This is a genomic window from Streptomyces sp. NPDC014676 (assembly GCF_043084105.1).
In the GTDB taxonomy this organism is placed as follows: Bacteria; Actinomycetota; Actinomycetes; order Streptomycetales; family Streptomycetaceae; genus Streptomyces.
The window spans coordinates 52,836-67,699 of sequence record NZ_JBIBZI010000006.1 but is presented as its reverse complement, the minus strand read 5'-3'; the positions used below and the strand labels follow the sequence as shown (position 1 = coordinate 67,699).

The 14,864-nt window shown below is 72.3% G+C and carries 12 protein-coding genes; 9 read left to right on the top strand and 3 right to left on the bottom strand.

From position 1 onward, the window contains the following. Positions 1-40: 40 nt before the first annotated feature. Positions 41-625 (top strand): hypothetical protein, encoded by a 585-nt coding sequence (locus ACF1DX_RS18350; protein WP_391792198.1) that lies wholly within the window; start codon positions 41-43, stop codon positions 623-625. A gap of 161 nt (positions 626-786) precedes the next feature. Here ACF1DX_RS18350 and ACF1DX_RS18345 read toward each other — a convergent pair whose 3' ends face one another. Next, on the bottom strand, positions 787-2,214 hold the full coding sequence (locus tag ACF1DX_RS18345) for a diaminopimelate decarboxylase (RefSeq protein ID WP_391792197.1): 1,428 nt from the start codon (positions 2,212-2,214) through the stop codon (positions 787-789). A gap of 103 nt (positions 2,215-2,317) precedes the next feature. Here ACF1DX_RS18345 and hutU point away from each other — a divergent pair, with 103 nt between their 5' ends. From hutU to hutI, 4 genes are all read left to right on the top strand, one after another. Next, positions 2,318-4,036: a urocanate hydratase gene (gene hutU / locus ACF1DX_RS18340; protein WP_391792196.1), complete on the top strand. Its 1,719-nt coding sequence runs from the start codon at positions 2,318-2,320 to the stop codon at positions 4,034-4,036. A gap of 224 nt (positions 4,037-4,260) precedes the next feature. Then, positions 4,261-5,463 carry an allantoate amidohydrolase gene (locus ACF1DX_RS18335; RefSeq protein ID WP_391792582.1) on the top strand — a complete coding sequence of 401 codons (1,203 nt, stop codon included), beginning with the start codon at positions 4,261-4,263 and terminating at the stop codon, positions 5,461-5,463. Then, entirely contained in the window at positions 5,460-6,842 is a 1,383-nt protein-coding gene (locus ACF1DX_RS18330; protein WP_391792195.1) for a formimidoylglutamate deiminase, read from the top strand. Before ACF1DX_RS18335 ends, ACF1DX_RS18330 begins: the two co-directional genes overlap by 4 nt. 23 nt (positions 6,843-6,865) lie before the next feature. Further along, the gene (gene hutI, locus ACF1DX_RS18325) at positions 6,866-8,038 is read left to right on the top strand and encodes an imidazolonepropionase (RefSeq protein WP_391792194.1); all 1,173 of its coding nucleotides are present in this window, start codon (positions 6,866-6,868) and stop codon (positions 8,036-8,038) included. 84 nt (positions 8,039-8,122) lie between these two features. Here hutI and ACF1DX_RS18320 read toward each other — a convergent pair whose 3' ends face one another. Next, entirely contained in the window at positions 8,123-9,037 is a 915-nt protein-coding gene (locus ACF1DX_RS18320; protein WP_391792193.1) for an RNA polymerase sigma factor SigF, read from the bottom strand. 269 nt (positions 9,038-9,306) lie between these two features. On the opposite strand from ACF1DX_RS18320, the gene ACF1DX_RS18315 reads away from it, so the two are divergent. Continuing rightward, on the top strand, positions 9,307-9,684 hold the full coding sequence (locus tag ACF1DX_RS18315; protein ID WP_391792192.1) for an STAS domain-containing protein: 378 nt from the start codon (positions 9,307-9,309) through the stop codon (positions 9,682-9,684). 242 nt (positions 9,685-9,926) lie between these two features. Continuing rightward, the gene (locus ACF1DX_RS18310; protein WP_391792191.1) at positions 9,927-10,490 is read left to right on the top strand and encodes an ATP-binding protein; all 564 of its coding nucleotides are present in this window, start codon (positions 9,927-9,929) and stop codon (positions 10,488-10,490) included. Between the two features lie 354 nt (positions 10,491-10,844). Here ACF1DX_RS18310 and ACF1DX_RS18305 read toward each other — a convergent pair whose 3' ends face one another. Beyond that, entirely contained in the window at positions 10,845-12,341 is a 1,497-nt protein-coding gene (locus ACF1DX_RS18305) for an MFS transporter (protein WP_391792190.1), read from the bottom strand. 515 nt (positions 12,342-12,856) lie between these two features. On the opposite strand from ACF1DX_RS18305, the gene ACF1DX_RS18300 reads away from it, so the two are divergent. Beyond that, entirely contained in the window at positions 12,857-13,534 is a 678-nt protein-coding gene (locus ACF1DX_RS18300; protein WP_030821646.1) for a response regulator transcription factor, read from the top strand. A 54-nt stretch (positions 13,535-13,588) separates the two neighbouring features. After that, positions 13,589-14,863, top strand: coding sequence for an ATP-binding protein (locus tag ACF1DX_RS18295; RefSeq protein WP_391792189.1), 1,275 nt, complete (start codon positions 13,589-13,591; stop codon positions 14,861-14,863). Position 14,864 lies beyond the last annotated feature (1 nt).

Genomic DNA, 14,864 nt, shown 5'->3' with positions numbered 1-14,864 from the left:
CCCAGGACATGCACAGGCATCGGAGGACGGGAGGCCGGACGTGACGCGTGGAGGACAGGGACTGGCCCGGGTGGCCGTCGTCGTACGGGCCGGGGCCGCACCACTGTGGTGGCCGGGAGTGGTCGCGGCGGGCACCGGGGTGCTGGTGCCCGGACTGACCGGGCGCCGGATCGGTGTACTGGCGGGCGCCGCGCTGTTCCTCGTGGCGGCGGCCGTCGTGGCGTACGGGCGGCGGGGACGGTACCGCGCACTGGCCCGGTCGGCGGCCCGGGCGGGCAGGCACGACGTGCTCCAGGACCGGGCGGTGACCGCCCGCAACTGGCGTCGCGGGCACCGCTGGTGGCTGCTGCTCGCCTTCGTCGCCGCGCTGGGCACGTCGTTCGCGGTACCCGCCGCCGGTGGCCTGCTGCTCGCCGGGTGCGGGGCGGGGCTGCGGCTGAAGGCGGCCTGGATCGGGCGCCTGGAGCGGGCGGACGAGGTGCTGCTGTGGGTGCGCGTCGACTGGCTCCGCGCGGGGGCGGGGCGGCCCGCGGGCAAGGCGGTCAAGGGGTACCGGACGACCGGTGTCGCGGCGGGTGACGCGGCACCGGGCGGCTCCCGCCGCAGGGTTGCCGTGCCGGCCTGAGCGTCGTGGTTCCGTGCGGGCGCGCCGGGGCCGGGCGCCCGCACGGCGGAGCCGCACGGGGACACGGCCCCACGCCCCTCGGGGGCGGGGAGTCCCGCCGTGTCGTTCTGTGGGCGCGCCGGGGCCGGGCGCGCCCGCGCCCGCGCGGCGGGGGTGTGCGTCTAGGGGATCAGGGCGTCGGTGTGGGCGGCGCCTGATTCGGTCACGATCTCCTCGATCGTCTGGGCGGTGCGTACCGTCGCGAAGGTGACGCCTCCCGCGCCGTCCGGGGTGAAGCCGTGGACGCCGGGGCGGGGGAGCGAGTTGTAGGCGTAGTGGTGGGCGAAGTAGTACGCGCCCGTGTCCAGCGCCGCCGCGTAGTCGCCCTGTTCCAGCAGGGGCAGCGACTGCCCCTGGGCGAGCAGGTCGCCCGCGAAGCAGGCCGGTCCCGCCACGTCCTGCACCACCGCCGGGCCCTCCTTGGGCCGCCCCTTCGCGTCGTACGCGGCGATCCTCAGCGGCCACGACGCCGGCGCGTACACCGTCCGCGTCGCCACCTGCACGCCCGCGTGCGTCACCGCGACCGGACGCCCGCCCGCGCTCTTGGCGTACTCCACGCGCGCGACCACCGTGCCGTGCTTGGCCAGCAGCGACCGGCCGAACTCGGTGACCAGCCCGTACCGTCCGTCGAACAGCCCCGGCACCGTCTCGCTCAGCAGTCGCGCGTACCGTCCGTACGTCGGTGTGCTCGCCTCGGAGGCGAAGTTCACCGGCAGCCCGCCGCCGATGTCGATCGTGTCGACCTGCCGCCGTCCCGCGCGCCGGTTGATCTCCTCCGCCAGTTCGTACGTCTGGGCGACCCCCCGCGCCATCATCGTCAGCGCGATGCCCTGGGAGCCGGTGTGCGCGTGCAGCCGGGTCAGCCACGGCCGGTCCAGGTACGCCCGTACGACCCACTCCCGCGCGCCCTCGTCGCGCAGCGCCACCCCGAACTTCGACGTCGCCGTCGCCGTGGACAGCGCCTCGATGGAACCGCCTCCGACCTGCGGGTTCACCCGGATGCCGACGGGGGAGCGGGAGCCGGATCCCGCCATCAGGGCGTCGAGACGGGCCAGCTCCTGCGGATTGTCCGCGTTGACGGCGATGCCCAGCGCGAGCGCCTCCCGCAGTTCGGCGGGTGTCTTGGCGGGCGAGTCGAGGACCGTACGCTCCGGCTCCACCCCCGCCGCCCGCGCCAGCGCCAGCTCACCCGGGCTGGCCACCTCCGCGCCGATGCCCTCCGCGCGCAGCAGCCGCAGCACCGGCACCAGCGGGCTCGCCTTCACCGCGAAGGCGTGCAGCACGGGCGTGCCGGGCGCCGTCACCGCCTCGAACGCCGCCCGCAGCCCGGCCGCCGACTCCCGGATGCCGGTCACGTCGAGCAGGGCCACCAGGGGGGTGCCGGTGCCGAGCAGCCCCTGCTCCACGGCGGCCCGCACCGCGGCGTGCCGCCGGGCCGCCCGTCCGTCGGCATGCACGTCCACCTCGTCCGGCCGGCCGTCGTCGTAGGCCACCGTGTCCCCCTCCCGTCGGTGCTCTCCATGTTCGCCCGCACACGACCAGCCAAACATCCCTCGCACGGCCGCGCCGACGCGTCCCCGTCTTGACTAGTTCTATTCAGAAGATGAGGATGTGAATATCCGCAGTAATCGTCCGCAGCACAGGAGGCAGACCATGTCCGCACCCCGCCCGCCCGTCTCCCGCCACCACCCTCAACCGAGGCCCTACGGGCCGCCCCCTGATCCTGTCCGAGCGCCGCGCGGCACCGAACCGAGCGCCCTGGGATGGCAGCAGGAGGCCGCCCTGCGGATGCTGCAGAACAACCTCGACCCGGAGGTCGCCGAGCACCCCGACAAGCTCGTCGTCTACGGCGGCACGGGGAAGGCGGCCCGCGACTGGCGCTCCTTCGACGCGATGGTGCGGACGCTGCGCACCCTCAAGCAGGACGAGACGATGCTCGTCCAGTCCGGCCGCCCCGTCGGCGTCATGCAGACCCACGAGTGGGCGCCGCGCGTCCTCATCGCCAACTCCAACCTCGTCGGCGACTGGGCCACCTGGGAGGAGTTCCGCCGCCTGGAGGCCCTCGGCCTGACCATGTACGGGCAGATGACCGCCGGCTCCTGGATCTACATCGGCACCCAGGGCATCCTCCAGGGCACCTACGAGACCTTCGCCGCCGTCGCCGCGAAGAAGTTCGGCGGCACCCTCGCCGGGACCATCACCCTCACCGCCGGACTCGGCGGGATGGGCGGCGCCCAGCCGCTGGCCGTCACCATGAACGACGGCGTCGTGATCTGCGTCGACTGCGACCCGCGCGCCATCGACCGCCGCATCGAGCACCGGTACCTCGACGTGAAGGCCGACTCCCTCGACCACGCCCTCCGACTGGCCGTCGAGGCCCGGGACCGGCGCGAGCCGTTGTCCATCGGCGTCCTGGGCAACGCCGCCGAGCTGGTGCCGCACCTGCTCGCCATGGGCGCGCCCATCGACATCGTCACCGACCAGACCTCCGCCCACGACCCGCTGGCGTACCTGCCGGTGGGCGTCGCCTTCGAGGACATGGCGGACGCCGCCGCGAAGGACCCGGCCGGTTTCACCACCCGGGCCCGCGAGTCCATGGCCCGGCACGTCGAGGCGATGGTCGGCTTCCAGGACGCCGGCGCCGAGGTGTTCGACTACGGCAACTCCATCCGCGGTGAGGCGCAGCTCGCCGGGTACGAGCGCGCGTTCGCCTTCCCGGGGTTCGTGCCGGCGTACATCCGGCCGCTGTTCTGCGAGGGCAAGGGGCCCTTCCGGTGGGCCGCGCTGTCGGGTGACCCCGCCGACATCGCCAGGACCGACAAGGCGGTCCTGGAGCTGTTCCCGGAGAACGAGTCCCTGGCCCGGTGGATCAGGATGGCGGGGGAGCGGGTGCGCTTCCAGGGACTGCCCGCGCGTATCTGCTGGCTGGGGTACGGGGAGCGGGACAGGGCCGGTGAGCGGTTCAACGACATGGTCGCGAGCGGGGAGCTCGCCGCGCCGGTCGTCATCGGGCGGGACCATCTCGACTGCGGTTCGGTGGCCTCTCCCTACCGGGAGACCGAGGCGATGCTGGACGGGTCCGACGCGATCGCCGACTGGCCGTTGCTGAACGCGATGGTGAACGTGGCTTCGGGGGCGTCGTGGGTGTCCCTCCACCACGGTGGGGGTGTGGGTATGGGGCGGTCGATCCACGCGGGGCAGGTGACGGTCGCCGACGGGACCGCGCTGGCGGGGGAGAAGATCCGGCGGGTGCTCACGAACGACCCCGGGATGGGGGTGATCCGGCATGTCGACGCCGGGTACGACATCGCGGAGTCGGTGGCGGGGGAGCGGGGCGTGCGGGTGCCGATGCGTGAGGGTGACCCGGCGTGAGTGGCGGCAACTCCTCGGTGGGGGCGGGTGCGTCGCCGCCTGCGGGTCCGGCTGTGCCCAGCCTCCCCCCTAGCCCGAAAGACATGGGAGGTACCCCCATCGCCCTGCGGAACGACTGCCCACAGCCTGTACCGGCCGACGGTGCGCAGCCTGTCCTGGGTGGTGGTGCGCAGCCTGGGCGGGCTGTGTCGGCCTCGGGTTGTGACGTGCCCTCCTTCAACGAGATGTGGCGGCAGTTGTTGCCCATCGGGCGTAGTTCCGCGTCCGGGGGCTACCGGCGGTTCGCCTGGAGCGGGGCCGACGCCGATTGCCGGGACTGGTTCGAGGCGCAGGCGCGCAGCCGCGGGCTGGCCTACGAGGCCGACCGGAACGGGAATCAGTGGGCCTGGCTCGGGGATCCGGCCGACGGGGACGCCGTCGTCACCGGGTCGCACCTGGACTCGGTGCCGGACGGCGGGGCCTTCGACGGGCCCCTCGGGGTCGTGTCCGCCTTCGCCGCGCTGGATGAGCTGCGGCGGCGGGGCGTGCGGTTCGGCAAGCCGCTCGGCATCGTCAACTTCGGGGACGAGGAGGGCGCCCGCTTCGGGCTCGCCTGTGTCGGTTCCCGGCTCACCGCGGGCGCGCTCACCGTCGAACAGGCCCACCGGCTCACCGACGCGGACGGCATCACCCTCCCGCAGGCCATGGAGGCCGCCGGATACGACCCCGGCGCCATCGGCCCCGACCCCGAACGGCTCGACCGCATCGGCGCCTTCGTCGAACTCCACGTCGAACAGGGCCGCGCCCTGGACCTGTCCGGCGACCGCGTCGGCATCGCGTCCGCCATCTGGCCGCACGGCCGCTGGCGGTTCGACTTCCGGGGCGAGGCCAACCACGCCGGCACCACCCGCCTCGCCGACCGGCGCGACCCCATGCTGTCGTACGCCGAGACCGTCCTCGCCGCCCGCCGCGAGGCCGGACTCGCCGGTGCCGTCGCCACCTTCGGCAAGATCGCCGTCGAGCCGAACGGCGTCAACGCCATCCCCTCCCTGGTGCGCGGCTGGCTGGACTCCCGGGCCGCCGACCAGGAGAGCCTGGACACCGTGGTCGAGGCCGTACGGGAGGCCGCCCGCGCCCACGCGCGGGAGCACGGCGTCACCCTCGACGTCGAGCGCGAGTCCTTCACCCCCGTCGTCGAGTTCGACCACGCCCTGCGCGAGGAACTCGCCCGCATCCTCGGCAGCGACACCGACCTCAAGGTGCCCGTCCTCGGCACCGGCGCCGGACATGACGCCGGAATCCTCTCCGGACGCGTCCCGACCGCCATGCTGTTCGTGCGCAACCCCACCGGCGTCTCGCACTCCCCGGCCGAGTCCGCCACCGAGGACGACTGCGTGGCCGGGGTGCTCGCCCTCGCCGACGTACTGGAAGGACTGGCCCGCACGTGACTGCCACCCCGCGGACGTACTGGCTGGAGCACGCCTGGCTCGACACCCTCCCCCAAGCCCTCGGCTCCGCTCGGGCAGGGGGGACCCCCATCGAGCCGGGCGTGGCCGTCGAGGTCCGGGACGGCCGCATCACCGCCGTCCGCCCGGACACCCCCGCCCCGCCGCCCGGCGCCGAGATCCTGCGCGGACTGACCCTCCCCGGACTGGCCAACGCCCACAGTCACGCCTTCCACCGCGCCCTGCGCTCCACCGTCCAGGTGGGGTCCGGGACCTTCTGGACCTGGCGCGAGGTCATGTACGCCACGGCCGGCCGGCTCACCCCGGACACGTATCACGCCCTCGCCCGCGCCGTGTACGCCGAGATGGCGCTGGCCGGCATCACCACCGTCGGCGAGTTCCACTACGTCCACCACGCCCCCGGCGGCACGCCCTACGCCGACCCCAACGCCATGGGCGAGGCGCTCATCGAGGCCGCCGCCGAAGCCGGGATCCGCATCACCCTCCTCGACACCGCCTATCTCTCCTCCGGCTTCGGACAGCCGCCCACCACCCACCAGCTCCGCTTCTCCGACGGCGACGCGGACGCCTGGGCCACACGCTGTTCAGTTCTCAAGGAACGGGATCACGCACGGATCGGGGCGGCCGTCCACTCCGTACGGGCCGTACCGGCGGAGCAGTTGGCGACCGTGGCGCGGTGGGCCGAGGAGCGGCGGGCCCCGCTCCATGTGCACCTGTCCGAGCAGACCGCCGAGAACGACGCCTGCCGGGAGACCCACGGCTGCACCCCGACGCAGCTCCTGGCCCTGCACGGCGTCCTCGGACCGCGCACCACCGGTGTCCACAACACCCACCTCACCGCCGAGGACATCGCCCTCATCGGCGGCAGCGGCACCGGCACCTGCATGTGCCCGACCACCGAACGCGACCTCGCCGACGGCATCGGACCCGCCGCCGCCCTGCAGAACGAGGGCTCCCCGCTCTGTCTCGGCTCCGACAGCCACGCCGTGATCGACCTGCTCGAAGAGGCCCGCGCGATGGAGCTGAACGAGCGGCTGCGCACCCGCACCCGGGGCCGCTGGACGGCCGCCGCGCTGCTGCGGGCCGCCACCGTCGACGGACACGCGGCCCTCGGCTGGGACGACACCGGCCGCATCGAGGCCGGTGCGCGCGCCGACCTCGTCACGATCGCCCTCGACTCGGTCAGAACAGCGGGGCCACCGCCCGGACTCGGCGCCGAGACGGCCGTATTCGCCGCGACGGCCGCGGACGTACGGCACACGGTCGTCGCGGGCCGGCACGTCGTGCGCGACGGGGCGCACACGCTCGTACCCGATGTGCCCGGAGCCCTTGCGCGGGCCGTCGAAGCACTGCGCGCCTGACGACCACCCATGAGGACGCCATCATGAGCAGCACCGTCATCAGCGACATCGCCACGCTGGTCACCAACGACCCCTCCCTCGGTGACGGCTCTCCCCTCGGCCTGGTCCGGGACGCGGCCGTCGTCATCGAGGGCGACCGCGTCGTGTGGACCGGTGAATCAAGCAAAGCACCCGCCACTGACAACCGGGTCGACGCCGGGGGCCGGGCGGTCCTGCCGGGCTTCGTCGACTCCCACTCCCACCTGGTCTTCGCCGGTGACCGCACCGAGGAGTTCAACGCCCGCATGTCGGGCCGCGCCTACAGCGCCGGCGGCATCCGCACGACCGTCGCCGCCACCCGGGCCGCCGGCGACGCGGAACTGGAGGCGAACCTCACCCGTTTCCTCGGCGAGGCGCTCCGCCAGGGCACCACGACCTTCGAGACCAAGTCCGGCTACGGCCTGACCGTCGAGGACGAGGCCCGCGCCCTGCGCCTGGCCGCCCGCCACACCGACGAGGTCACCTACCTCGGCGCCCACGTCGTCGCGCCCGAGTACGCCGAGGACCCGGCCGGATACGTCGCCCTGGTCACCGGCGAGATGCTGGACGCCTGCGCGCCGTACGCCCGCTGGATCGACGTCTTCTGCGAGAAGGGCGCCTTCGACGGCGACCAGGCCCGCGCGATCCTCACCGCCGGAAAGGCGAAGGGCCTGCACCCGCGCGTCCACGCCAACCAGTTGTCGTACGGCCCCGGCGTCCGGCTCGCCGTCGAGCTGGACGCGGCCAGCGCCGACCACTGCACCCACCTCACCGACGCCGACGTGGACGCCCTCGCGAACAGCCGCACCGTCGCCACCCTGCTGCCCGGCGCCGAGTTCTCCACCCGCGCCGCGTGGCCGGACGCCCGGCGGCTCCTCGACGCCGGGGCCACGGTCGCGCTGTCCACCGACTGCAACCCCGGCTCGTCCTTCACGTCTTCCGTCCCCTTCTGCGTCGCGCTCGCGGTGCGGGACATGGGGATGACGCCGGACGAGGCCGTCTGGTCGGCCACGGCGGGCGGCGCGGCGGCCCTGCGCCGCACCGACATCGGCCGGCTGACCCCGGGCGCGTACGCCGACCTCACCCTCCTCGACGCCCCGAGCCACGTCCACCTCGCCTACCGGCCCGGTGTGCCGCTGGTCGCGGGCGTGTGGCGGCGGGGCGTGCGCGAGGTGTGAGCGGCGCGAGGCGCCCCGGGACATCCCGAAGGGGCGGCCCGGCCCCGGACCGCCCCCTTGAGGACAGGCGTCACCCGGTGAGGATCACTCCTCGACCGTGAGCCCCTTGCGCAGTTTCACCAGGGTCCGCGACAGCAGGCGGGAGACGTGCATCTGGGAGATGCCCAGTTCCTCGCCGATCTCCGACTGGGTCATGCCCGCGACGAAGCGCAGCGAGAGGATCCTCCGGTCCCGCTGCGGCAGTTCGGCGATCAGGGGCTTCAACGACTCGACGTACTCGATGCCTTCGAGTCCGTGGTCCTCGTACCCGATCCGGTCCGCCAGGGCGCCCTCGGCGTCGTCCTCCTCCGGCTGGGCGTCCAGCGAGGAGGCGGTGTAGGCGTTCGACGCCGCCATGCCCTCGATGACCTCGTCGTTGCTGATGCCCAGACGCTCCGCCAGTTCGGCCACCGTCGGTGCCCGGTCGAGCTGCTGGGCCAGCTCGTCACCGGCCTTGGCCAGGTCGAGCCGGAGCTCCTGCAGCCGGCGCGGCACGCGCACGGACCACGAGGTGTCGCGGAAGAAGCGCTTGATCTCGCCGATGATGGTGGGCATCGCGAAGGTGGGGAACTCCACGCCGCGCGACATCTCGAAGCGGTCGATCGCCTTGATCAGGCCGATGGTGCCGACCTGGATGATGTCCTCCATCGGCTCGCTGCGCGAGCGGAAACGGGAGGCGGCGAACTTGACCAGGGCGAGGTTCAGCTCCACGAGCGTGTTGCGTACGTACGAATACTCGTGGGTGCCTTCCTCCAGCGACTCGAGGCGCTCGAAGAGGGTCTTGGAGAGGGCTCGGGCGTCGACCGGTCCCACCTCGTCGTACGGGGGGATCTCCGGGAGCCCGGCGAGCAGGTCGTCCGGGACGACGACCGGGTCGTCCTGTCCGATGGGATTCAGATGTTCCGGAGGGAGTGTCGACGTCGCTTCGGGGGTACGCGATGCGTCGAGCCGGGGTGACATGATGTCCTCCATCGTTCTCGGCATATGGCTGCCGAAGCCGATACGTGCACTGCGGTGTGCGGCGCCTCCAAAGCCGGCCGTGTCGGTTACGTGTTCTTGCCTGGGTGCGTGTTCCTACTAGCCCTACCCGCTTTCCCGAGCCAACCGCAAGTGCGTTACGTTCGTATATGTCCGTTTGTGTGCGATTGTTCGGCTGTCGAAGCGTGGCCATAGGGCGTAATGTTCGAGGACGTCAGCAGGCAGTCACCAGGTCGGGAGAGAGAGACGGCATGGACCGCGGGACGGTCGGCAGCGCACAGTCTGGCCGGCTTCTGGTCGAGGTGCGAGAAGAGGGCCCCAGTGCCGTCGTGACCCCGGCGGGTGAGTTGGATCACCACACCGCCGATCTGTTGCGCGAGCCACTGGAGGAATGCCTCACCAAGGGATTCAAGCGGCTTGTCATCGACTGCTCCCGGCTGGAGTTCTGTGACTCCACGGGACTGAACGTGCTGCTCGGTGCCCGGTTGAAGGCCGAGGCGGCCGGGGGCGGGGTCCATCTCGTGGGGATGCAGCCCGTCGTCGCGCGGGTGTTCGAGATCACGGGGGCGGACGCGGTGTTCGCCGTCCACGACACTCTCGAGGCGGCCCTGGCCGACGATTCGGCGTGACCCGCGCGGGCACGCCCGGCGGGGCGCTCCCGTCACTCCCGTCGTCGGAGAGTCCCTTCCGTCGCGCCTTTTCGTGCGAATACGGGGGTGTCCCCTCGGTCCGCCCGGGCAGGAGACACCCTGAACGCGCCGGGCACGGTGGTCGCGAGGGCGCCGGGAACCGGATGGGCCGTACGCGCGTGACCGACCGAGTACGGAAACTTTTGAATCGTGAACTGGTGACACGGTGAGGTGAAGCGCTGATGAGCACCACCCGGCCCTGCTCGCCGGGCGACCGCGGTCCGGAGCCCAACGGCGCTTCCGGGACGCCCGTGGGCGGCGCGCCGACGAGGAGCGCGCCCGACGGGGGCGTCGCCGTGCCCACCGTGCCGCCGGAGTCCTCCGAGCCGTCGGACGGCGGCCAGGTCCGCCGGCTGAGCTTCGACGACCAGAGCGGCGTCGTACCGCTCGCCCGTGACTTCACCCGCCAGGCGTTGTACGCGTGGGGCTGGCTGCCCGCGGCCACCGCCGACCGGCGGGCCGCCGCCGAGGACGTCCTGCTCGTCGTCTCCGAGCTGGTCACCAACGCCTGCCTGCACGCCGAGGGGCCGGACCACCTGGCCATCACCTGCGACAAGAAGGTGATCCGGATCGAGGTCACCGACCGGGGTACGGGGCAGCCGGCCCCGCGCACCCCGCACCGGGCGGGGCGGCCGGGTGGCCACGGCATGTTCATCGTGCAGCGGCTCTGTCTGGACTGGGGGGTCGTACGGGCCCCGGACGTCGCGGGCAAGACGGTCTGGGCGGAACTCGGAGCACCCGCGTAGTTCCGGCCCGCCCCGCCGTGCCCGGATTCCTGCACCGGTCCGCGCTGGTTCCGACCTGGGGGTTTCCTCGCCCCCGCCGCCCCTTCCCCTTCCCGTCCCCCGGGGGCGCTGCCCCCGGACCCCCGCTCCTCAAACGCCGGAGAGGCTGTCTTTTCAGCCCGTCCGGCAAAAATTCGGCCCCTCCGGCGTTCGAGGAGCGGGGTCTGGGGCAGAGCCCCGGGTCGGGACGGGAAGGGGCGGCGGGGGCGAAGCAAAGCAAGTGGTCGTACACGTCCCGCCCCTCCCCACGAACACCCGAAGGGCCCCGCATCCACCGGATGCGGGGCCCTTCCTTCGGCGAGCCGTGGGAAAGGCTCAGCGCACGTCGCCCATGAGGGCCTTGACCTTGTTGCGGTACATCCACACCGCGATACCGGCGACCACCGCGAGGCTCGCCTCCATCGCGACGATGCCCGTCTTGTTCAGGTCGACACCGGCGATGGAGAGCAGACCGGTCGTGGCGTCACCGGCGGTGACGGCCAGGAACCAGACGCCCATCATCTGCGAGGCGTACTTCACCGGAGCCATCTTCGTCGTCACCGACAGGCCGACCGGGGAGAGCAGCAGCTCACCGCAGGTCTGAACGAAGTAGATCGCCACCAGCCACATGGCCGCCGCCTTGTGGCCGCCCTCCGCGATGCCCAGCGGGGCCAGGAAGAGGAAGAAGGACGCGCCGACTAGGACCAGACCGAAGGAGAACTTGACGATCGTGCTCGGCTCCTTGCCGCGGCGGGCGAGCGCCAGCCACAGCGTGGCGAAGACCGGGGCCAGGGCCATGATGATGACCGGGTTGACCGACTGGTACCAGGAGACCGGGAAGTCCCAGCCGAGGACGCTGTTCTCGGCCGAGGAGTCGGCGAAGAGCGACAGCGTCGAACCGCCCTGGTCGTAGATCATCCAGAAGACGGCAGCGGCGACGAAGAACCAGATGTACGCCGACATCTTGGACTGCTCGGCGCGGTCCAGGGACTTGTCGCGCTTGATGCGGGTCAGCACCAGCACCGGGATGATCACGCCGAGCAGGGTCAGCGGGACCAGGATCCAGTTCAGGGTGTAGGCGCCGGAGAAGCCGACGATCGCGTAGAAGACGACGGCGAGCGCGGCCCAGAACGCGGCCTTGCGCAGCGTGGAGGTCTTCTCCTGAGCCGACAGCGGCTTCGGGACCACGCTGGAGTGGGGGGCCAGGTGGCGGCTGCCGAGCAGGAACTGGACCACGCCCAGGCCCATGCCGACCGCGGCGAGCGCGAAGCCCAGGTGCCAGTTGACGCTCTCACCGATGGTGCCGATGATCAGCGGCGCGGCGAAGGCACCCAGGTTGATGCCCATGTAGAAGACGGTGAAGCCACCGTCCCGGCGCGGGTCGTCCGGGCCCTCGTAGAGCTGGCCGACCATCGTGGAGATGTTGGCCTTCAGCAGACCGGAACCGATGGCGACCAGGCCGAGCCCCGCGTAGAAGGTGCCGGAGGACGGCAGGGCCAGTGTCAGGTGGCCCAGCATGATGACTCCGCCGGCGACGGCGACGGTCTTGCGGGGTCCCCAGACACGGTCGCCGAACCAGCCGCCCGGCATCGTGAGCAGGTACACCAGCGAGAGGTACACCGAGTAGATCGCGGTCGCGGTGCCGGCACTGAGGCCGAGGCCGCCCGGTGCGACCAGGTACAGCGGGAGCAGAGCCCTCATGCCGTAGTAGGAGAAACGCTCCCACATCTCGGTCATGAAAAGAGTGGCCAGTCCGCGGGGGTGGCCGAAGAAGGTCTTCTCGGATCCGGGGGTGCCCGGAGAGACCGAGTCCTTCGTCAGGCTGGACGCCATGGTCGATCCTTGCTGGTCGGGACGCGTCGCGCGAACGCGTACGCGCCCGGTGGGGGGCGGCCGGCACCGGCGGGGTCCGACCGTCCACCCCACGCCCGGGGGAGGGCCGCTCCGGGTCGCGGAACGGCGGACGGCGACCACCGGGATCCACGCCCCGCCGTGCGTCTGCGCGCGACGGGGCCCGGCCACAGGTCATTCCTTCCGGGGCCGGCGCACAGGCCGGCCCGCACACAAAAGAGACCCTCGGCGTCAACTGCGCCAAAGGTCCCCGTGGTGCAACAGGCGTTGATTCACCATACGGCAGGACAGCGCCGGATATGGAAGGACTTGAGACAAGGATCACAGGTTTCACCGGAACCGCGATCACTCATTCGAAGGTCCTCCCTAGGTTCGCACCCCACAGCCGCAGGTGCGAACCGGAGCCGCCTCAGGTGAGAAACGGGTATGCCGGAGGTAAGAGTCAACGCTCGCGATCACACCCCGGGCCCCGTGACGGCGGGACTACCATCACTGGCATGACCCGTGTACTGCTCGCCGAGGACGACGCGTCCATCTCGGAGCCGCTGGCCCGCGCCCTGCGCCGGGAGGGATACGAAGTCGAGGTGCGTGAGGACGGACCCACCGCGCTCGAAGCCGGCATGCAGGGCGGCGTCGACCTGGTGGTGCTGGACCTCGGACTGCCCGGCATGGACGGTCTGGAGGTCGCCCGCCGGCTCCGCTCCGAGGGGCACACGGTTCCCCTGCTGATCCTGACCGCGCGCGCCGACGAGGTGGACACGGTCGTCGGCCTGGACGCGGGCGCCGACGACTACGTCACCAAGCCGTTCCGGCTCGCCGAGCTGCTGGCCCGGGTCCGGGCCCTGCTGCGGCGCGGTTCCGCCGAACCCCAGCAGCCGCCCGCCACCCACGGCGTGCGCATCGACGTCGAGTCGCACCGGGCCTGGATGGGCGACGAGGAGCTCCAGCTCACCGCGAAGGAGTTCGACCTGCTGCGGGTCCTGGTGCGGGACGCGGGCCGGGTCGTCACCCGCGACCAGCTGATGCGCGAGGTCTGGGACACCACCTGGTGGTCCTCCACCAAGACCCTCGACATGCACATCTCCTGGCTGCGCAAGAAGCTGGGCGACGACGCGGCCAACCCCCGCTACATCGCGACCGTGCGCGGTGTGGGCTTCCGTTTCGAGAAGAGCTGAACCCCGCCGGGGCCCGCCCGTGGGCAACCGGGGTTCGCCAGTGAGTAAGAGGACATGCGCCGCCGCCTGATCCAGTCCACGCTCGCCGTGGTTCTCGTCGTGATCGCCGTCTTCGGCGTCTCCCTGGTGATCGTCGAGACCCGCACCATCAGCGAGAGCGCCCGGGAGCGGGTGGAGTCCGAGGCCGTCCGGCTGGCCAGCATCGTCGACAGCCGGCTGCTCGTCGAGGACAAGGTCACCGCCGAGATCATCGACGACCAGGTCACCGAGGACCGGTACGCCGTCATCAGGATCCCCGGCAAGCCGCCCATCGAGGTCGGCACCGAACCGGACGGCGACGTCATCAGCGCCACGAAACCCGGTGAGGAGGGCGAGACGGTCACCGTCCAGGAGCCGCGCTCCTCGGTGACCCGGGAGGTCGGCCGTACGCTGCTGATCATCGTCCTGGTGGCGCTGCTCGCGGTGGTCGCGGCGGTACTGCTGGCGATCCGCCAGGCCAGCAGGCTCGCCTCCCCGCTGACCGACCTCGCGGAGACCGCCGAGCGCCTCGGCTCCGGTGACCCCCGCCCCCGCCACCGCCGCTACGGCGTTCCCGAGCTGGACCGGGTCGCGGACGTGCTGGACCGTTCCGCCGAGCGCATCGCCCGCATGCTGACCGCCGAGCGGCGCCTCGCCGCCGACGCCTCCCACCAGCTGCGCACCCCCCTCACCGCCCTGTCCATGCGCCTGGAGGAGATCACCCTCACCGATGACCTGGACACGGTGAAGGAGGAGGCCACGATCGCGCTGACGCAGGTGGAGCGGCTGACGGACGTGGTGGAGCGGCTGCTGACCAACTCCCGCGACCCGCGCACCGGCTCCGCGGTCACCTTCGACCTCGACGAGGTGATCCAGCAGCAGCTCGCGGAGTGGCGCCCCGCCTACCGCAGCGCGGGCCGCGCGATCGTCACCTCCGGCAAGCGCCGGCTACGGGCGGTGGGCACACCGGGCGCGGTCGCCCAGGTGCTGGCGGCACTGATCGAGAACTCGCTGATGCACGGGGGCGGCACGGTCGCCCTGCGCACCCGCGTCACCGGCAACCAGGTCGTCGTCGAGGTCACCGACGAGGGACCGGGTGTCCCCGCCGACCTGGGCGCGCGGATCTTCGAACGGGCGATCAGCGGCCGCAACTCCACCGGCATCGGCCTCGCCGTCGCCCGCGACCTCGCGGAGGCGGACGGCGGCCGCCTGGAGATGCTCCAGGCCAGCCCGGCCGTCTTCGGCCTGTTCCTCTCCCGCACACCGCCGCAGAAGTCCCCGGACGACGAGTCCCACCGGACGGTGCGCTGAC

What these genes read in the sequence shown, in the direction of transcription:
- ACF1DX_RS18345 (WP_391792197.1), bottom strand. Translation starts at nt 2,214, where the DNA reads ATGTTTGGCTGGTCGTGTGCGGGCGAACATGGAGAGCACCGACGGGAG.
- hutU (WP_391792196.1), top strand. Translation starts at nt 2,318, where the DNA reads ATGTCCGCACCCCGCCCGCCCGTCTCCCGCCACCACCCTCAACCGAGG.
- ACF1DX_RS18335 (WP_391792582.1), top strand. Translation starts at nt 4,261, where the DNA reads ATGTGGCGGCAGTTGTTGCCCATCGGGCGTAGTTCCGCGTCCGGGGGC.
- hutI (WP_391792194.1), top strand. Translation starts at nt 6,866, where the DNA reads ATGAGCAGCACCGTCATCAGCGACATCGCCACGCTGGTCACCAACGAC.
- ACF1DX_RS18320 (WP_391792193.1), bottom strand. Translation starts at nt 9,037, where the DNA reads ATGTCACCCCGGCTCGACGCATCGCGTACCCCCGAAGCGACGTCGACA.
- ACF1DX_RS18315 (WP_391792192.1), top strand. Translation starts at nt 9,307, where the DNA reads ATGGACCGCGGGACGGTCGGCAGCGCACAGTCTGGCCGGCTTCTGGTC.
- ACF1DX_RS18310 (WP_391792191.1), top strand. Translation starts at nt 9,927, where the DNA reads ATGAGCACCACCCGGCCCTGCTCGCCGGGCGACCGCGGTCCGGAGCCC.
- ACF1DX_RS18305 (WP_391792190.1), bottom strand. Translation starts at nt 12,341, where the DNA reads ATGGCGTCCAGCCTGACGAAGGACTCGGTCTCTCCGGGCACCCCCGGA.
- ACF1DX_RS18300 (WP_030821646.1), top strand. Translation starts at nt 12,857, where the DNA reads ATGACCCGTGTACTGCTCGCCGAGGACGACGCGTCCATCTCGGAGCCG.
- ACF1DX_RS18295 (WP_391792189.1), top strand. Translation starts at nt 13,589, where the DNA reads ATGCGCCGCCGCCTGATCCAGTCCACGCTCGCCGTGGTTCTCGTCGTG.